15 protein-coding genes are annotated in these 15,910 nt (G+C 68.9%); 8 read left to right on the forward strand and 7 right to left on the reverse strand.

Annotation, left to right across the window (positions count from 1 at the left end):
* Positions 1–51 precede the first annotated feature (51 nt).
* Positions 52–1,248, reverse strand: coding sequence for an ATP-binding protein (locus ABZU72_RS10115; protein WP_355018727.1), 1,197 nt, complete (start codon positions 1,246–1,248; stop codon positions 52–54).
* A gap of 205 nt (positions 1,249–1,453) precedes the next feature.
* On the opposite strand from ABZU72_RS10115, the gene ABZU72_RS10120 reads away from it, so the two are divergent.
* Both ABZU72_RS10120 and ABZU72_RS10125 read left to right on the forward strand, forming a co-directional pair.
* Complete coding sequence (locus ABZU72_RS10120) at positions 1,454–2,317, forward strand: DNA-formamidopyrimidine glycosylase family protein (protein WP_355018728.1); 864 nt, start codon at positions 1,454–1,456, stop codon at positions 2,315–2,317.
* A 9-nt stretch (positions 2,318–2,326) separates the two neighbouring features.
* Positions 2,327–2,653, forward strand: a complete 327-nt coding sequence (locus tag ABZU72_RS10125) for a rhodanese-like domain-containing protein (RefSeq protein WP_355018729.1) — start codon at positions 2,327–2,329, stop codon at positions 2,651–2,653.
* Between the two features lie 8 nt (positions 2,654–2,661).
* On the opposite strand, the gene aat is transcribed toward ABZU72_RS10125, so the two are convergent.
* Positions 2,662–3,390, reverse strand: a complete 729-nt coding sequence (gene aat, locus ABZU72_RS10130) for a leucyl/phenylalanyl-tRNA--protein transferase (RefSeq protein WP_355018730.1) — start codon at positions 3,388–3,390, stop codon at positions 2,662–2,664.
* Positions 3,391–3,446: 56 nt separating this feature from the next.
* Between aat and ABZU72_RS10135 the strand changes: the two genes are divergently transcribed.
* A complete protein-coding gene (locus ABZU72_RS10135; protein ID WP_355018731.1) occupies positions 3,447–4,145 on the forward strand; it encodes an EcsC family protein in 699 nt (232 codons plus the stop codon).
* A gap of 90 nt (positions 4,146–4,235) precedes the next feature.
* Positions 4,236–4,838: an AAA family ATPase gene (locus tag ABZU72_RS10140; protein WP_355018732.1), complete on the forward strand. Its 603-nt coding sequence runs from the start codon at positions 4,236–4,238 to the stop codon at positions 4,836–4,838.
* Here the strand turns inward: ABZU72_RS10140 and ABZU72_RS10145 are convergent.
* The 4 genes from ABZU72_RS10145 to ABZU72_RS10160 all read right to left on the reverse strand — a co-directional run bounded on the left by ABZU72_RS10145 (position 4,835) and on the right by ABZU72_RS10160 (position 9,314).
* Positions 4,835–6,031: a hypothetical protein gene (locus tag ABZU72_RS10145; protein WP_355018733.1), complete on the reverse strand. Its 1,197-nt coding sequence runs from the start codon at positions 6,029–6,031 to the stop codon at positions 4,835–4,837. The genes ABZU72_RS10140 and ABZU72_RS10145 overlap by 4 nt on opposite strands.
* A gap of 12 nt (positions 6,032–6,043) precedes the next feature.
* Positions 6,044–7,165 (reverse strand): hypothetical protein, encoded by a 1,122-nt coding sequence (locus ABZU72_RS10150; RefSeq protein WP_355018734.1) that lies wholly within the window; start codon positions 7,163–7,165, stop codon positions 6,044–6,046.
* Complete coding sequence (locus ABZU72_RS10155) at positions 7,165–8,274, reverse strand: hypothetical protein (protein ID WP_355018735.1); 1,110 nt, start codon at positions 8,272–8,274, stop codon at positions 7,165–7,167. The genes ABZU72_RS10150 and ABZU72_RS10155 overlap by 1 nt, the downstream gene beginning before the upstream one ends.
* A 101-nt stretch (positions 8,275–8,375) precedes the next feature.
* Positions 8,376–9,314: a hydroxymethylglutaryl-CoA lyase gene (locus ABZU72_RS10160; protein ID WP_355018736.1), complete on the reverse strand. Its 939-nt coding sequence runs from the start codon at positions 9,312–9,314 to the stop codon at positions 8,376–8,378.
* Between the two features lie 265 nt (positions 9,315–9,579).
* On the opposite strand from ABZU72_RS10160, the gene ABZU72_RS10165 reads away from it, so the two are divergent.
* The 4 genes from ABZU72_RS10165 (at position 9,580) to ugpC (ending at position 13,937) form a co-directional block, all read left to right on the forward strand.
* Entirely contained in the window at positions 9,580–10,875 is a 1,296-nt protein-coding gene (locus ABZU72_RS10165; protein ID WP_355018737.1) for an extracellular solute-binding protein, read from the forward strand.
* Positions 10,876–10,954: 79 nt separating this feature from the next.
* Entirely contained in the window at positions 10,955–11,878 is a 924-nt protein-coding gene (locus tag ABZU72_RS10170; protein WP_355018738.1) for a sugar ABC transporter permease, read from the forward strand.
* Positions 11,879–11,883: 5 nt separating this feature from the next.
* Complete coding sequence (locus ABZU72_RS10175) at positions 11,884–12,717, forward strand: carbohydrate ABC transporter permease (protein ID WP_355018739.1); 834 nt, start codon at positions 11,884–11,886, stop codon at positions 12,715–12,717.
* 11 nt (positions 12,718–12,728) lie between these two features.
* Positions 12,729–13,937 (forward strand): sn-glycerol-3-phosphate ABC transporter ATP-binding protein UgpC, encoded by a 1,209-nt coding sequence (gene ugpC, locus ABZU72_RS10180; protein WP_355018740.1) that lies wholly within the window; start codon positions 12,729–12,731, stop codon positions 13,935–13,937.
* 76 nt (positions 13,938–14,013) lie between these two features.
* Here ugpC and ABZU72_RS10185 read toward each other — a convergent pair whose 3' ends face one another.
* Positions 14,014–15,897 carry a biotin carboxylase N-terminal domain-containing protein gene (locus ABZU72_RS10185; RefSeq protein ID WP_355018741.1) on the reverse strand — a complete coding sequence of 628 codons (1,884 nt, stop codon included), beginning with the start codon at positions 15,895–15,897 and terminating at the stop codon, positions 14,014–14,016.
* Positions 15,898–15,910: the final 13 nt, after the last annotated feature.

Below are 15,910 nucleotides of genomic sequence, written 5' to 3' on the forward strand. Positions count from 1 at the left end.
GGTGCTGGGAGAGTCAAACGGCCTTCACTGAGTGACCCACGGCCCGATCACTTACCCCTGTTGGCGCAAGTAGCGGCCGAAATGAGGGACGGTGAAGGCGATCCGGCCGCGCTCACCGGAGTAGATCAGGCCCTTCTTCATCAGCGCGTCACGTGCCGGGGAGAGCGACTGCGGCTTCTTGTTCAAGAAGGCGGCGACGTCCGCGGTGGCGACGGTGCCGATGTCGTCGGCGCCGAGCTCGACGGCCGCGTCGGCCATCGCCCGCAGGTAGTCCCGCTCGGCAGGGGTGGCACGCTCGTAGCGTGACCCGAAGAAGCCGACCGCCAGCTCGCGCTCGGCTTCGGGGGCGGCGACCTTCACGTCCTCGACGGTGATCGGAGAGCGGGGCGCCTGGTCCCACACGGTCTTGCCATAGGCCTGGATGAAGTAGGGATAACCGCCCGTCGCGGCGTACATCTCCGCCAGGGCGGCGGTCTCGAACTCGGCTTCCTCCTCGCCCGCGGGGGCGGCAAGGGCGCGGTCGGCGGCGTCTCGCTGCAGACGGTCGATGCGCTGGTAGGAGAAGAGCCGCTCGGAGTAGGACTTGCTCGCCGAGAGCACGGCCGGCAGGTGCGGCAGGCCGGCGCCGACGACGATCACCGGCAGCCCCGACTGGCTGATCTCGTGACACGCCGCGCACATCGCCGAGACGTCGTCGGGGCCGAGGTCCTGCATCTCGTCTATGAAGACGCCGACGCCCTTGCCGACGTCAGCGGCGAGCCCGCCGACGTCGGTGAGCAGCTCGACCAAGTCGATCTCTATGTCACCGGAGTCGGCCCGGCCCCGCACCGCCGCCGCCTCGATGCCGGGCGACCACTGCTCGCGCAGCTTGGCGTTGGGACCGGCCTCCCGCTGGGCGAAGGAGCGGATCACGCCGAGCACGTGGTCGACGTCGTCGGAGCTCGGATGCCCCAGCTCACGCACCGCCTGGTGCAGGGCGCTCGACAGCGGCCGGCGCAGCGACTGGTCGGGGCGCGCCTCCATCTTCCCGGTGCCCCAGCCCTTGCGGACCGCCGCCGACCGCAGCGTGTTGAGCAGGACCGTCTTGCCGACGCCGCGGAGCCCGGTGAGCACCAGCGACCGCTCCGGACGACCGCGCGCCACGCGTTCCAGCACCACGTCGAACTGCCCGAGCTGCTCGTTACGACCAGCGAGCTCAGGGGGCCGCTGACCGGCGCCAGGAGCGTACGGATTGCGGATGGGGTCCATGATCAGACGATATCCACATCTATAGGACGCGTCTTAGATTTGGCTAGCGAGCCACATCTTTCATGAGCGTAGGTCTCTATTCGCCTTTCTAGGATGGATCCTAGAAAGGCGCAGACTCCCACATCGATCGCTAGCGTCGAACGTGTGTTCGATACTAGCCGGATTTCCTCCCCTCCTGCAAGCGCGACGATCTAGACTCGCGGACATGCCGGAACTCCCCGAGGTGGAAGCGCTCGCCGAGGACCTGCGCGGGCGCCTCGACGGCCGCGCGATCACGAAGGTGCACGTCGCGCAGTTCAGCGCCCTGAAGACGTACGATCCGCCGCTGACCGCGGTCGAGGGCACGCTCGTCGACAACGTGACCCGCCACGGCAAGTTCATCGACATCGAGGCGAGCGGCGTCCACCTCGTGCTGCACCTGGCCCGCGGCGGCTGGATCAGGTGGCGCGACGAGATCCCGGCGACACCGCCCCGGCCGGGATCGAAGTCAGGGCTGGCGATCCGGGTCGTGCTCGACGACGACACCGGGCTGGACATCACCGAGGGCGGCACCAAGAAGCGCCTGGCGCTCTACGTCGTCCACGATCCGCAGGACGTCCCGGGCGTCGCCTCGCTGGGCCCCGACCCGCTGGCAGACGACTTCACGCTGGCCCGCTTCCGCGAGATCCTCGCAGGTCAGGGGCGCAAGCAGATCAAGGGTGTGCTGCGGATGCAGTCGATCATCGCGGGCATCGGCAACGCCTACTCCGACGAGATCCTGTGGGCCGCGAAGATGTCGCCGTTCAAGCCCGCCGAGATGACCGAGGAGGAGTCGGAGAGCCTCTACAACGCGCTGCGGACGACCCTCGAGGAGGCAGTCGAACGCGACTCCGGCCTGGCGATGAGCGAACTGAAGGGCGAGAAGAAGTCCAACCTCGCCGTGCACGGCAAGGCCGGCAAGAAGTGCCCGGTCTGCGGAGACACGGTCCTCGAGGTCAGTTTCGCCGACTCGAGCCTGCAGTACTGTCCCACCTGCCAGACCGGCGGAAAGCCGCTCGCCGATCGGCGGATGTCCCGGCTTCTCAAGTAGGCTTGACCGGTGACCATCCCCACCGTCGAGATCACCGGAGTGCCCGATCCCCTGCCCGTGGCCGTCCTGGACGTCCGCGAGGACGACGAGTGGGCAGCGGGCCACATCGAGGGCGCGACCCACATCCCGCTCCAGGAGCTCCCGGCGCGACTCGGTGAGCTTCCCGAGGGCCAGACCCTGGTGGTCTGCAAGGTCGGCGGACGCAGCGCCCAGGCGGTCAACTACCTCGCCCAGCAGGGCTTCGAGGTCGTCAACCTCGCCGGCGGGATGCTCGACTGGGCCGCCGCCGGGCGACCGATGGTCAGCGAGACCGGCGCCGAGGCGTACGTCCTCTAGGACCACCGCTAGGACTGGGCCGGAGGTCCGCCGAACGCCTCCGGGAGCGGCAGCCTGAGCGCCTTCTCCAGGCGGTCCAGGTAGTCGTTGCGACCCACCTCGACGACGCCGAGCGAGGCCAGATGGTCGGTGCGCCACTGCACGTCCAGGATCCGCTGGTCGATAGAGCCCGCCTCGCGCATCGCCGAGACCAGCCCGACCAGGGCGACCTTGGACGCGTCGCGGACCCGGTGGAACATCGACTCCCCGGCGAAGAGGCCGCCGATCGCGACCCCGTAGAGCCCGCCGACCAGGCGATCGTCCTGCCACGCCTCGACCGAGTGTGCCCAGCCCAGCTCGTGCAGGTCGCCGTACGCCCGGCGGATCCGCTTGTCGATCCAGCCGTGCGGCCGACGCGGGTCGGCGCACGAGGCCACCACCTCGTCGAAGCTGGTGTCGATCCTGATCTCGAAGTCCCGCACCGACCTGCGCAAGGACCGCGAGACGACGAGCCCGTCCAGTGCGAGTACGCCGCGCCTGACCGGCGAGAACCACATCATCGGATCACGCGGGGACTCCCCGGGCATCGGGAAGATCCCGTGCCGGTACGCAGCCAGGAGCGTCCCGGGCGCGACGTCCGCGCCCATTCCCACCAGATCGTCCAGCTCGGCCCCGCCATGGCCCGCGCCCGGGTCCCGGAGGTCGGCGAAGGCCCACGGCGAGGGCTCGGGTTCGATCGGTCCCCGAAGATTCGCCACGACGAAACGTTATCGCCCCGTGCGGCGCCAACCACCACACACTTAAGATTTGGCTCATGATCGGTCCCAAGGCAGTGCTCACCAGTGCGGCTGGCCGGCTCGCACCCAAGGTCATCCAGTCCGCGCCCGGCGTGACCACCACCGTGGTCCGGCAGGCGCTGCACCACGCGATCGTCGGGGTAGGCCCCCTCCCGGGAGCGGCCGCAGCCGCCGAGAAGCACCTCAAGGACCATGACAACGACGTCGAGCTCGCCGTGAAGCAGGTCATCGACAACCACGTGCGGCTGGCCGGTGTCGGCGGCTTCGCGACCAACATCGGCGGTCTGGTCACCCAGGCGATCACACTCCCGGCCAACATCACCGGGATGGCCATCATCCAGTGCCGCATGGTGGCCGCGATCGCGCATCTCCGTGGCTACGACCTGACCGATCCTCGGGTGCGCAACGCCATCCTGCTCACCCTCCTGAGCGAGGAGAAGGTCGGCAAGCAGATCCAGGAGAAGAAGATCCCGGCTCCGCCGATGGCCATCGCGACCGCTCCGACCTACGACCGCGCGATCGATGCCATCGTCGCCTCGGAGGTGGCCCAGGAGCTGCTCAGTCGGGTCACCGGCAGGGGCATGATCTCCATGGCCGCCAAGCGGATACCGCTGGTCGGCGGTGTCGTCGGCGGAGGGGCCGATGGATGGATGACCTACCAGATCGGTCGCTATGCCTCACGCGAGCTGCTGCCGCGTCACCCCGACAACGGCTGAGCTCGGCTCACAGGAACTTCACAGGTCCGTCCAACGTTCCTCAGAGCACGGAACGCCACACTGTTGGTGTCCGCTTGGGAGGAGCCGCAGATGACCCTCGACACGACGTACGCCCCGATCAGCCCAGCCCGCGCTGCCGGGGTCGAGGTGAGACCTCACCTGCTCCTCCTGGGCGGCGTACCCGGCGCCGGCAAGAGCACGCTGATCCGCGACGTGGCCGACCGGCGTCCCGACGTACGCACCCTCGACCCGGAGACCCCGGGGCGCTGGCTCGCGGCACGGCTGCCGGAGGTGCCCTACCGCCTCTACCGGCCGCTGGTGCACCTGTGGCACGCGATCGCGACCCTCGTCCTCGTCCTGCTCGGCCCGACCGCCGGTGGCCACACCCTCCTCGTCCACGACCCGGCCACCCGGCCCGGCCGTCGCGAGCTGCTCGGACGGATCGCCCACGCCCGCGGCTGGCGTACGTCGCTGGTCATGATCGATGTGCCGCGCGTCGCGGCGATCGACGGCCAGCACGAGCGCGGACGGCTGGTCCGTACGGAAGCCTTCGAGCGCCACTGGCACCGCTGGACCGACGACCAGCCGCGGCTCCTGACCGCGGCGACGTTCGGTGACTCCGACGGCTCCTGGGACACGGTGCACGTCTTCGACCGTGCCCGCGCCGCAGGACGGCTCGAGGCGCTCCTCTAGCGGCGGATGAGGCGGTAGACCTTCAGGACCGCGCGGCCCCACCAGCGCCGCTCGAGACCCTCGCGGGCACGCTGCTTCGGCACCAGCGACCGGGTGTGCTCCAGCTCGGCGCGCAGCTCACCGACCTCGTCCTCCAGCCGGGCCTCGGACTTGCGCAGCCGGATGGCCTCCTGGAGCAGCGCGTCGATGGTGGCGACGCCGGCGTCGAGGACCTCGCGCGGGGAGATGGTGTCCGGGTCGACGAACGGCTTGTCGGCCAGGTCAGCGGGGACCAACAGCTCGTCCAGCCCACCGACCACGTCGTAGCCACGTCCCGACAGCGCCTCGACCCAGCTCTCGGAGAGCGACTCGACCCACGGCAGGATCGAGGGGGAGAGCGCCAGGCGCGCGGAGTCGCGGCGCTTGGCCAGCGTGCGGTGGGCCAGGAACTCGCGTACGAAAGGCCGGTAGTCGGCCGGCTCGAGCACCGGCACGACCGCCAGGTTGATCTCGCGGAGCAGCGCCGCTTCGGGCACGCCGAGGGACGGGTTGCCGCGGTCGATCCCCTCGAAGTCGATGGTCAGGTCGTCGAGACCGAAGGCGGTGGAGAACCGCTCCCACAGCAGCGACGAGGACGACCCCGGCGGCGGGACGGTGATCAGGTGGACACGCTCGGGCGCAATGCCCTGGGTCCACCGGTCGAGGATGTCGGGCAGCTCCTGGACGCCCCAGAACCACGATCCGATCCGGCCCTCACGGGCGGGGTCGCGGATCTCCTCGAGGAACTCGGCGTAGGTCACGACCGAGCGGTGCTTGACGTTCTCCTGCCACTCGGCCGGGATCTGCCGGGCCAGGTCGCGCGCGGAGAGCATGACGTGGATCTCGGAGTCGCCCAGCGAGTCCAGCGCGTGCTTGGCCTGCTGCCAGGACGCGCTCGCCAGGATCTCGTGGGAGATGATCACGGTGCCGTTCTGGACGGAGCGCACCTTCTCCGCGAGGGCGTCCCAGGCGCCGGTCGCCTCCTCCTCGATGCCGCCCCAGGGCAGATCCATCAGATCGAGGGCCGCCAGGAAGTGGGCGTCGAAGCGGTCGGCGAGGTAGTGGACACCCTGCCCGGCGAGGGACTCCCGGTTGTGGAAGAGGACGTCTTGAAGATAGGACGTACCCGTCTTCGGGGTGCCGACATGAAGCAGCACGCGCCGCCCAGTCTCCAACGTTCTACTCCTCTAGGAACGCCCCGCCAGCAATGACAACGCGAGCGCCAACGCCCGGCACTCGTCGGGACCCTGCGTCGCCGCCCCCGAAGGGAGCAGCCGGTCAGGGTCTCCGTGGAGAGCGTATCCGGCTTCTACCAATGCATCACGTTGGGCCCGCGCCTGTGTTTCGACCCAAGGCAAACTTTCCGGAGGGACGCCGACCTCCCGGGCGTCCGGGACGAGCGGTTCGAGCTTCTCCAACCGCGGTCGCAGCTGGTCGACCAGCAGCTTCCGCTGGGTCTCGAGATCGGTTCGTACGCTGAGAACCTGCCCGATCACGCGAGCGACCTCGTTGCCCTCGGCCGAGATCGACCAGGGGCCGGGCAGGCTGTCGACGCCGAGCAGGCCGGGCAGCAGGGCGGGATCGGTGACGATCTCGACGCGGTCCTTCCCGACCCTTCGGGCCCACCAGCGGGCGATCCTGGGCAGATCGGCACGGGGGCCGAGCCAGCCCCGCCACTGGGCGTCACGGATCCAGATGTGCCAAGGGTTGACCCGGTTGGTGAAGGTGCGGAACCTCCACGCACCGGCGGCGATCTCGTCCAACGGGCCACCGAGGACGTAGACGGTGTAGCGATCGGCGCCGGGCAGCCTTCCCTGCCGCTCCAGCTCCTCGCGGATGGGCAGCGTGAGCCACGGCGAACCGACCAGGCGGTAGGGGAACTTCTCCTGGTCGGGCTCCGACTTCTTGGGCCGGCGCGACCATCTTCGCGGACGCCGCGCGGGCGCCGTCTCCACCGTGGCGAGCAGGTCCTCGGCAAGCAGCACGCTCGCCGCTCTCAGCAGCTCCCGCGCCGACAGCGTCGCCGGATCGACGGGCAGCGGGCCGTACGTCCTCGTCTCGGTGTCCCCGAGCAGCGGCAGGTCGCGGCGGCCTCGGCCGGGCGGGCTGGTGCGCATCAGCGCGTCGACCCGATCAGGCTCGGACGGACCTACCTCGTTGAGCCGCCGCAGCAGTTCGAGCAGCTCGGCACCCGGCAGGTGGTCGGTCGTGAAGGGCGTGGCGGGCTCGGACCAGGATGCCCAAGGAGTCGTACCGCCCTCGCGCAGGTGCGCGGCCCAACCCCAACCCCTGGTGGGTGCAGCTGGCATCAGACGCGTCGCCCCTTGACCCGACGCATGAGGCCGGCGGCGCGGGAGGCGACCGGGCGCTGGGGCGGGTCGGTGCGGGCGGCCTCGACGACGACCGCGACCAGGGCGTCGATCGCCGCGTCGGCGACGTCCTTGGTGCGCGGCGCGTCCGGGTCGATCCACTCGACGTCGGCGTCGGGTCGCTGCGGGCGGAGGTCGTCGAGGTCGCCGGCGATGTCGACCTTGGCCAGCTCGGCCCACTCGATCCACGAGTCGGCGACCTGGTCGGCCCAGTCGAAGGCGGTAGGCGGGATGGTGACCCGCTCGCGGCCGTCACGGTGGGCGAGGGTGCGCTTGGCGATCACCTCGGTGACCATGTGGCGGTAGTCCTCGCGGGGGAGCTCCTCCGACTCGAGACGCGCGTTGAGCCGGCGCAGCAGCGTCGCCTCGGCGCGGCCGAGCGACTGGTTGTGGCGGTCGCTGTCGATCGGGGTCCAGGACTCCTCGATCCCGACCACCTCGCAGAACCGGCGCCAGAGCACCTCGCTCGGCGCTCCGTCGTGCGGCACCGTGACCAGGTGCACGCGCTCCGGCGGCAGGTTGCGCCCCCATCGGCTGAGGACGTCGGGCAGGCCGTGCGTACGCCAGAACCAGGCGGCCGAGCGCGACTGCTTCGCAGTCTGCATCCGCTCGAGGTAGCGGGCGAAGGTGACCTTGCGCTCGCGCTGCACCTGGTCCTGCCACTCCGCCGCAAGCACGCGCGCGATGTCGCGAGCGGTGTAGACGATGTGGACCTCGGTGCGCCCGCCCTCGCCGAGGTCGGTCATGGCCTTCTCGACCCGGTCGGGCCTGGCCCCGGCGAAGAGGTGGTGGCTGATCAGGATCGTCTCGGACTCGTCGCGGCGTACGCGCTTGACCAGCGTTTCCCACTCGCCGTGGACGGTCTTCCTCATCCCGCCCCACGGACGGTCGATCAGGTCGAGCGCCGGCCGGAAGAAGTCGGGCTGGCCGCCGACCGGGTAGAAGACGCCATGCTTCTGCAGGGACACCCGGTTGTGGAACAACCTGTCCTGGAGGTACGTCGTGCCCGTCTTCGGAGCGCCGACGTGGAGGAAGACTTTGCGCGCCATGATCCCGCTATTCTGCACCAAGTTAGTAGAGATTGTCGCGGCGGTCCGTCTTTTTGTCACCCGGCCGTCACTCTTGGGTGCAGTCTAGGGCGTGTCTCCAGCTAGGACCGCAAGGCACGTACGACGGCCGACGGGCTCGGCCTGCCGAGGTGGTCGGCGAGCCAGCTGCTCGTGTCGGCGACCTTGTCGAGATCGACGCCGTGCTCGATCCCCAGGCCGTCGAGCATCCAGAGCAGGTCCTCGGTGGCCAGGTTGCCGGTGGCTGACTTGGCATAGGGGCAACCGCCCAGGCCGCCGGCGCTGGCGTCGTAGGTGCTCACCCCGGACTGGAGGCCGGCGAGGGTGTTGGCCAGAGCCTGGCCGTACGTGTCGTGGAAGTGCAGCGCGAGCCGGTCGGTCGTGATGCCCGCGTCGCCGAACGCCTGGATCAGAGCCTTCACATGGCCGGCCGTCGCGACGCCGATCGTGTCCCCCAGGCTGAGCTCGTCGGCACCGAGATCCAGGAGCCGCTTGCCCGCCTCGACCACCTTCGTAATCTCGACCTGGCCCTCCCAGGGGTCTCCGAAGCACATCGACAGATAGCCGCGGACGGTCATCCCCGCGCCCTTCGCGCGCGCCATCGTCGGCTCGAACATCGCCCACTGGCCGTCGAAGGTCTGGTTGAGGTTCTTGTTGGCGAACGTCTCCGTCGCGCTGCCGAAGATCGCGATGTGACGCAGCTCCAGCTCGAGCGCCCGGTCGAGCCCCTTCTCGTTGGGGACGAGCACCGGGAGCTCTCTCGCCCTGTCGCCGAGCCTGTCGACGAGCTCCGTCATCAGCTCCTTGGCATCGGCCAGCTGCGGCACCCACTTCGGGTGCACGAAGCTCGTCGCCTCCACCGGACTCAGCCCGGCGTCGAGCAGCCGGGTGATCAGGTCGGCCTTGACCCCGGTGTCGATCGCCGTCTTCTCGTTCTGGAGGCCGTCACGCGCACCGACCTCGTAGACCGTCACCTTCTGCGGCAGATCGGGCTGGGGCACGACAGCAGGGAGAGCACTCACCACTCAACCCTAGTCGAGCCGCGAGAGGTTGGGCAGACCTCAGGCAGCACGAGACACCGCCGAGCGAGACACGACCTGAATGCGGTCGATCCGAGGGTCGCAGTAACCGACTGGCCGGCGGTCAGGTCATGGACATCAACCGATTTCAACGGTAGAACGGCGTGACAAGCATCACAGATCGGGGGACCGTGGTTTGAAGCACGAGAAGCGAGGGCGCGGATCCAAGAGCGCGCCAAGACGAGGTCACCGACCATCGGGCCGACGCGTGATTGCGCAGGTCGCGGTGGCCGCACTGGCCGCCGGCGGGCTAGCCGCATGTGGAGGATCCAGCGACGCGGTCCTCAACTGGTACGTCAACCCCGACGGGGTCGAGGTCTTCGAGAAGTACGCCGACCAGTGCGGCACGGACGACTACGGCATCGAGGTCCAGCTGCTGCCGACGGGTGCCACCGATCAGCGCACCCAGCTCGCCCGACGGCTGGCCGCCGAGGACTCCTCCACCGACCTGATGAACCTCGACCCGGTCTTCGTGCCCGAGTTCGCCAACGCCGGCTGGCTGAAGGAGGTCGAGGGTGACCTCGGCGACCGGATCATCACCAGCGCGGAGGGCGAGGGCGACTACCTCTCCGGCGCCGCCGACACTGTGGTCTGGGAGGACAGGGCCTACGCGATCCCGTTGTGGGCGAACACGCAGATCCTCTGGTACCGCGAGTCGCTCGCCAAGGACGCCGGCCTGGACATGACCCAGCCGGTCACCTGGGAGCAGGTGATCAAGGCGGCCGCCGACAACGGCGGGTCGGTCGGTGTCCAGGCCGACAAGTACGAGGCGTACGTCGTCTGGATCAACGCTCTCGTCCAGGGCGCCGGGGGCGCGATCGTCTCCGACACCGAGGCCGGCCGGGACGCCAAGGTCGAGATCGACTCCGAGGCAGGCCGCCAAGCCGCGACCGTCATCGAGATGCTCGCCGACTCGAGCGCGGCCCAACCCGACCTCAGCGTCTCGCGCGAAGGGACCAGCCTCGGCCAGATGTTTCCGAAGAACGGCCCAGGTGAATTCATGGCCAACTGGACCTTCGTCTACAAGAACTACGAAGGCTCGATCGATCAGGCGGGCGGACCGACCAAGGAGCAGTTCGATGACCTCCGCTGGGCCCGCTACCCGGCGACGGTGGAGGGGGAGGTGTCCAAGCCGCCGGTCGGCGGGATCGATATCGGCGTCGGCGCCTTCTCGAAGCACCCGGACTGGGCGGCCGAGGCGGCCGCGTGCATCACCTCCAAGCAGGCGCAGGTCGACCTGGCGCTCGAGGCGGGGCTGATGCCCTCGACCAACGCGGCCTACGACGAGGTCGCCGCCAGCGGCGACTACCCGGAGGACCTGATCGAGCTCTACCGGACCAGCGTCGACGAGGGTGGACCTCGGCCCAAGAGTGCCTACTACTCGATGATCTCCGGGGCGATCCAGTCGACCTGGCACTCGCCGGAATCGGTCGACCCCGACACCACACCCGAGGAGTCCGCGACCTACCTGGAGGACGTGCTGGAAGGGAAGTCGCTGCTATGAGCGAGCGTCAGCGAGTGAACCGTCCGAACATCATGCGACCGCGTCCGTATCCTGGCGCCGGCGCTTCGAAGGTGGTCGCATGAGCGCCGTTGCCGCTCCGGACAAGAGCAAACCGGCCGTGAGCGACCGTGCCCGCGCCGAGAGCCGGCTCGGGCAGAAGCTGGTGGCCCCGGCCATCGTGCTGATGCTGCTCGTCACGGCCTTCCCGATGCTGCGGGCCATCTACCTGTCGACCTTCGACTACGCGCTGACCGCGCCCGAAGAGCGTGCATTCATCGGCCTGAGCAACTACGTCACTGCGCTCACCGACCCGCTGTTCTGGCAGACGACCGGTGTCACCGTGCTCTACATGGTGGTCACGGTGTCGGTCGAGCTGGTGATCGGGTTCATCTTCGCCATGGTGATGCACCGGGTGATCTTCGCCCGGGGCGTGATCCGGACCTCGATCCTGGTGCCCTACGGCATCATCACCGTCGTATCGGGCTTCGCCTGGCAGTTCGCGTTCTCTTTCCAGAACGGGTTCATCAACGGGTGGCTGCCGTTCGTGGGCGACGACTTCAACTGGTTCGGCCAGACCGGGTCGGCAGTCGTCGCGATCATGGTCTCCGAGATCTGGAAGACCACTCCCTTCATGTCGCTGCTGCTGCTCGCCGGTCTGGCACAGGTCAGTGAGGACATGATCGAGGCGGCGAAGGTCGACGGGGCGACGTGGACCCAACGGCTGACCAAGGTGATCCTGCCGAACATGCGCGCAGCGATCATGGTCGCCGTCCTGTTCCGTGCTCTCGACGCGTACCGGATCTTCGACAACATCTTCGTGATGACCTCTGGAGCCGTACGGACCGAGTCGATCAGCTTCCTCACCTATCGCCAGACCATCGAGCAGTTCCAGCTCGGCATGGGCTCGGCGTTGTCGGTGCTCCTTTTCCTATCCGTCCTGGTGGTCGCCTTCTTGATCGTCAGACTCTTCCGCGTCGACCTGGCGCAGGCTCGACAGGGGTGATCGGGATGAAGAACCGTATCGGCATCATCATCGGCTGCATCCTGATCCTCGTCTGGTGCCTGCTCCCGGTGGCCTGGATCATCTCGCTGTCCTTCAAGTCCGAGGCCGCGATCACCAACGGCAGCCCCGGCTTCTTCCCGGCCGACGGCGGCGGCGCGGGCTGGGACAACTACGTGGCCGTGTGGGACAACGAGCAGTTCCGGCGCGCGATCTTCAACTCGATCGGGATCAGCCTGATCGCGACATTGCTGTCGGTCATCGTGGCCACCCTGGCGGCGTACGCGATCGCTCGGCTGGAGTTCCGTGGCAAGAAGGCGGTGCTGACCATCGCGTTGGCGATCGCGATGTTCCCGGTGGTCTCGCTCGTCGGCCCGCTGTTCGACATGTGGCGGGCCATCGGTCTCTACGACACCTGGCCGGGCCTGATCATCCCCTACATGTCCTTCACGCTACCGCTGGCGATCTGGACGCTGTCGGCCTTCTTCCGCGAGATCCCGTGGGAGCTGGAGCAGGCCGCCCAGGTCGACGGCGCCACCTCGTGGCAGGCCTTCCGCAAGGTGATCGTGCCGCTGGCCGCGCCAGGCGTCTTCACCGCGGCGATCCTGACGTTCTTCTTCGCGTGGAACGACTTCGTCTTCGGCATCTCGCTCACCTCGACCGAGAACGCCCGACCGATCCCGGCATCGCTGTCCTTCTTCGTCGGCGCCGACCCGTTCAACCGGCCAGCCTCCCTGCTGGCCGCGGGAGCGGTCATCGCGACGATCCCGATCATCGTCATCGTCCTGATTTTCCAGCGCAAGATCGTCGCCGGTCTCACGTCCGGCGCAGTGAAGGGATAGGTGCTGCTGCCATGGCCGCTATCACCATGAACCACATCGTCAAGCAGTACGGCGACGGCTTCCCGGCCGTGAACGACATCTCCATCGACGTGGCCGACGGGGAGTTCATGATCCTCGTCGGACCATCGGGCTGTGGTAAGTCCACCCTGCTACGCATGATCGTCGGTCTCGAGGACATCACCTCGGGCGACATGACGATCGGCGACCGCCGGGTCAACGACCTCGCCCCGCGCGATCGCAACCTCGCGATGGTGTTCCAGAACTATGCCCTCTACCCCCACCTCACCGTCTACGAGAACATCGCCTTCCCGCTGCGGCTGGCCAAGGTCCCCGAGGCCGAGCTCGACAAGCTGGTGCGAGACGCATCCGCGACCCTCGAGCTCGACGAGCACCTCGACCGCAAACCCGGCAACCTGTCCGGCGGCCAGCGGCAGCGGGTCGCCATGGGACGCGCGATCGTCCGGCAGGCCGACGTGTTCCTCTTCGACGAGCCGCTGTCGAATCTCGACGCAAAGCTGCGCGGCCAGATGCGCACAGAGATCGCCCGCCTGCAGAAGCGGCTCGGCATCACCACCGTCTACGTCACCCACGACCAGACCGAGGCCATGACGTTGGGGGACCGGGTCGCCGTGCTCAAGCGCGGCGTCCTGCAGCAGCTGGCCACCCCGCGCGAGCTCTACGAGAACCCGGGCAACCTGTTCGTGGCCGGTTTCATCGGCTCGCCGCCGATGAACTTCCTACCGGCCACGGTCAAGGGCACCACGGTCGAACTGCCGTTCGGCAGCGTGGAGATCCCGGCCGAGAGGGCAGAGCGTGCCGCCGGCCGCGGGCTGCTCATCGCCGGCATCCGGCCCGAGCACTTCGAGGACGCCTCACTGGCCTCGAACTCCGGACGCACCGGCTCGACCTTCTCCGCCAAGGTCGACGCCGTCGAGTGGCTGGGCAACGAGACCTACGCCTACATCCCCTTCGAAGCGCCCGACGAGGTCAGAGCCCAGCTCCAACAGCTCGAGAAGGACCTGGACGGGGAAGGTCTGCGCACCCAGCTCGTCGTCTCGCTCGACGGATCCAGCCGGATCGCGGAGGGTCAGGACGCCGAGATCTGGGTCGACGGCCGCCGCATCCACCTCTTCGATCCCTCGACCGGCGAGAACCTCACAGTCGACCGCGAGCACGCCGGGCGCATCCTGGGCGCCGAGGTCGACTCGGGCAAGGCCTGATTCGGAGCTGTCCGACCTGAGCGCCCCTGACTCGCGGAAACCGAGACCGCCGCCAATGGGTGCACGGCCAAGGTCATCAGGATCGCGCGGAAACCTCTGCTTCGACCACAAAGAGCTCGGCGCCGAGGGGGACCTGGGATCCCGCTGACGCGCCGACGACGGTGACCGTGCCCGCGAACGGGGCCTTGAGGGAGACCTCCATCTTCATCGCCTCCATGACCCCGAGCACCTGGCCCTCCTCGACCTGGTCACCAACCTGGACACGTACGTCGATGACCGTGCCGGGCATCTTGGCCTCGACAGCGCCGTCGCTGTGGTGGGCGGCGGCGCCGGCGACGCGGTCGGGCGGGGAGAAGTCGAAGCGGTGTCCTTGGTGGACGATCTCAGCGAGGCCGGGCTGGACGTTGATGGCCGCCCAGTGGCGTACGCCGTCGACGATCGCCACGAGGACGTGATCGGCCGCGCTGAGCTGCCTGACCAGGTGGTCATCCACGCGGCCGGAGGGGCGGTCGACGGTGACGCTGCGGTCGAGCTCGACGATTGTCGGTGCCGGTGACCCGGCGAGGCGCCAGCCGTCGGCACGGAACGGCGTCGTGGTGTCCGACGCCGCCGACAGCATGGCGCTGACCCAGGCGACGAGTGCGCGCGGGACCTCGGGGTCGGGTGCGGGCACCTCGTTGCGGTCGAGCCAGGCGGTGTCGATCTCCGCGTCGCGGAAGGCGTCGGAGGCGGCCAGCACGCGCAGGAAGCCGGTGTTGGTGGTCAGCCCGAGGACGGCGGTCGCGTCGAGCGCCTTGACCATCGCCGTACGGGCCTCCTCACGGTCGGCGCCATGGACGATGACCTTGGCGAGCATCGGGTCGTAGGCGGTGCTGACCACCTGCTCGCTCTCCAGAGCGTGCTCCACACGAGCGCTCTCGGGCCAGCGCACGATCGAGGTGCGGCCGGCCTGCGGCAGGAAGCCCTCGAAGGCGTCCTCCGCGTAGACCCGGACCTCGATGGCGTGACCGTCGATGCGTACGTCGTCCTGCGCGATGCCCAGCGGCTCACCGGCAGCGACCCGGAGCTGGAGCGCGACGAGATCGGCGGCTGCCCCGTCGATGCGTACCGCCTCCTCGGTGACCGGGTGCTCGACCTGGAGGCGGGTGTTCATCTCCAGGAAGTACGCCTCGCCGGACGCCTCGTCGAGGAGGAACTCGACCGTCCCGGCGCCGGTGTAGTCGACCTGGCGAGCGAGCGCGACGGCGCTGGTCAGGACCAGGTTCCGCTGCTCGTCGGTGAGCGTCGGGGCGGGCGCCTCCTCGATCACCTTCTGATGGCGACGCTGAACCGAGCAGTCCCGCTCGAAGAGGTGGATGACGTTGCCCTGGGTATCGCCGAAGACCTGCACCTCGATGTGACGGCCCCGCTCGACGTACTTCTCGATCAGCAGGGTCTCGTCGCCGAACGCGGTCAGCGCCTCACGGGCGGCCGCGGCGCGGGCCTCGTCCAGCTCCTCCGGCGAGCGGACGATGCGCATGCCCTTGCCGCCGCCACCCGCCGCGGCCTTGACCAGCAGCGGGTAGGGGCTGTCCTCGCCGCGCGGAACCACGGGTACGCCGGCGGCGACCGCGATCTCCCGGGCCGCGTCCTTGCGGCCCATCTGCTCGATCACCTCGGGCGTCGGACCCACCCAGGTCAGCCCCGCCTTCGCCACCGCGCGGGCGAACTCGGCCCGCTCGGAGAGGAACCCGTAGCCCGGGTGGACGGCCTCGGCACCTGCCTCGGCGGCGGCCGCGACCACCGCATCGGCGTCGAGGTAGGACGCGACCTCGACGGCCTCGTCGGCGTCGCGTACGTGAGGCGCGTCCGCGTCGAGCGCGGTGTAGATCGCAACAGTGCGGATCCCCAGCTCACGACAGGTGCGGAAGACGCGTCGCGCGATCTCGCCGCGGTTGGCGACCAGAACACTCTCGAACATCCCAGACTCAAAC

The sequence above is a fragment of the Nocardioides sp. NPDC004968 genome (assembly GCF_040608935.1).
In the GTDB taxonomy this organism is placed as follows: Bacteria; Actinomycetota; Actinomycetes; order Propionibacteriales; family Nocardioidaceae; genus Nocardioides.

Bases quoted from the DNA above. Each gene is read 5' to 3' on its own strand.
- ABZU72_RS10150 (WP_355018734.1), bottom strand. From the start codon at position 7,165: ATGCCAGCTGCACCCACCAGGGGTTGGGGTTGGGCCGCGCACCTGCGC.
- ABZU72_RS10140 (WP_355018732.1), top strand. From the start codon at position 4,236: ATGACCCTCGACACGACGTACGCCCCGATCAGCCCAGCCCGCGCTGCC.
- ABZU72_RS10135 (WP_355018731.1), top strand. From the start codon at position 3,447: ATGATCGGTCCCAAGGCAGTGCTCACCAGTGCGGCTGGCCGGCTCGCA.
- ABZU72_RS10170 (WP_355018738.1), top strand. From the start codon at position 10,955: ATGAGCGCCGTTGCCGCTCCGGACAAGAGCAAACCGGCCGTGAGCGAC.
- ABZU72_RS10175 (WP_355018739.1), top strand. From the start codon at position 11,884: ATGAAGAACCGTATCGGCATCATCATCGGCTGCATCCTGATCCTCGTC.
- ABZU72_RS10120 (WP_355018728.1), top strand. From the start codon at position 1,454: ATGCCGGAACTCCCCGAGGTGGAAGCGCTCGCCGAGGACCTGCGCGGG.
- ABZU72_RS10155 (WP_355018735.1), bottom strand. From the start codon at position 8,274: ATGGCGCGCAAAGTCTTCCTCCACGTCGGCGCTCCGAAGACGGGCACG.
- ABZU72_RS10185 (WP_355018741.1), bottom strand. From the start codon at position 15,897: ATGTTCGAGAGTGTTCTGGTCGCCAACCGCGGCGAGATCGCGCGACGC.
- ABZU72_RS10115 (WP_355018727.1), bottom strand. From the start codon at position 1,248: ATGGACCCCATCCGCAATCCGTACGCTCCTGGCGCCGGTCAGCGGCCC.
- ugpC (WP_355018740.1), top strand. From the start codon at position 12,729: ATGGCCGCTATCACCATGAACCACATCGTCAAGCAGTACGGCGACGGC.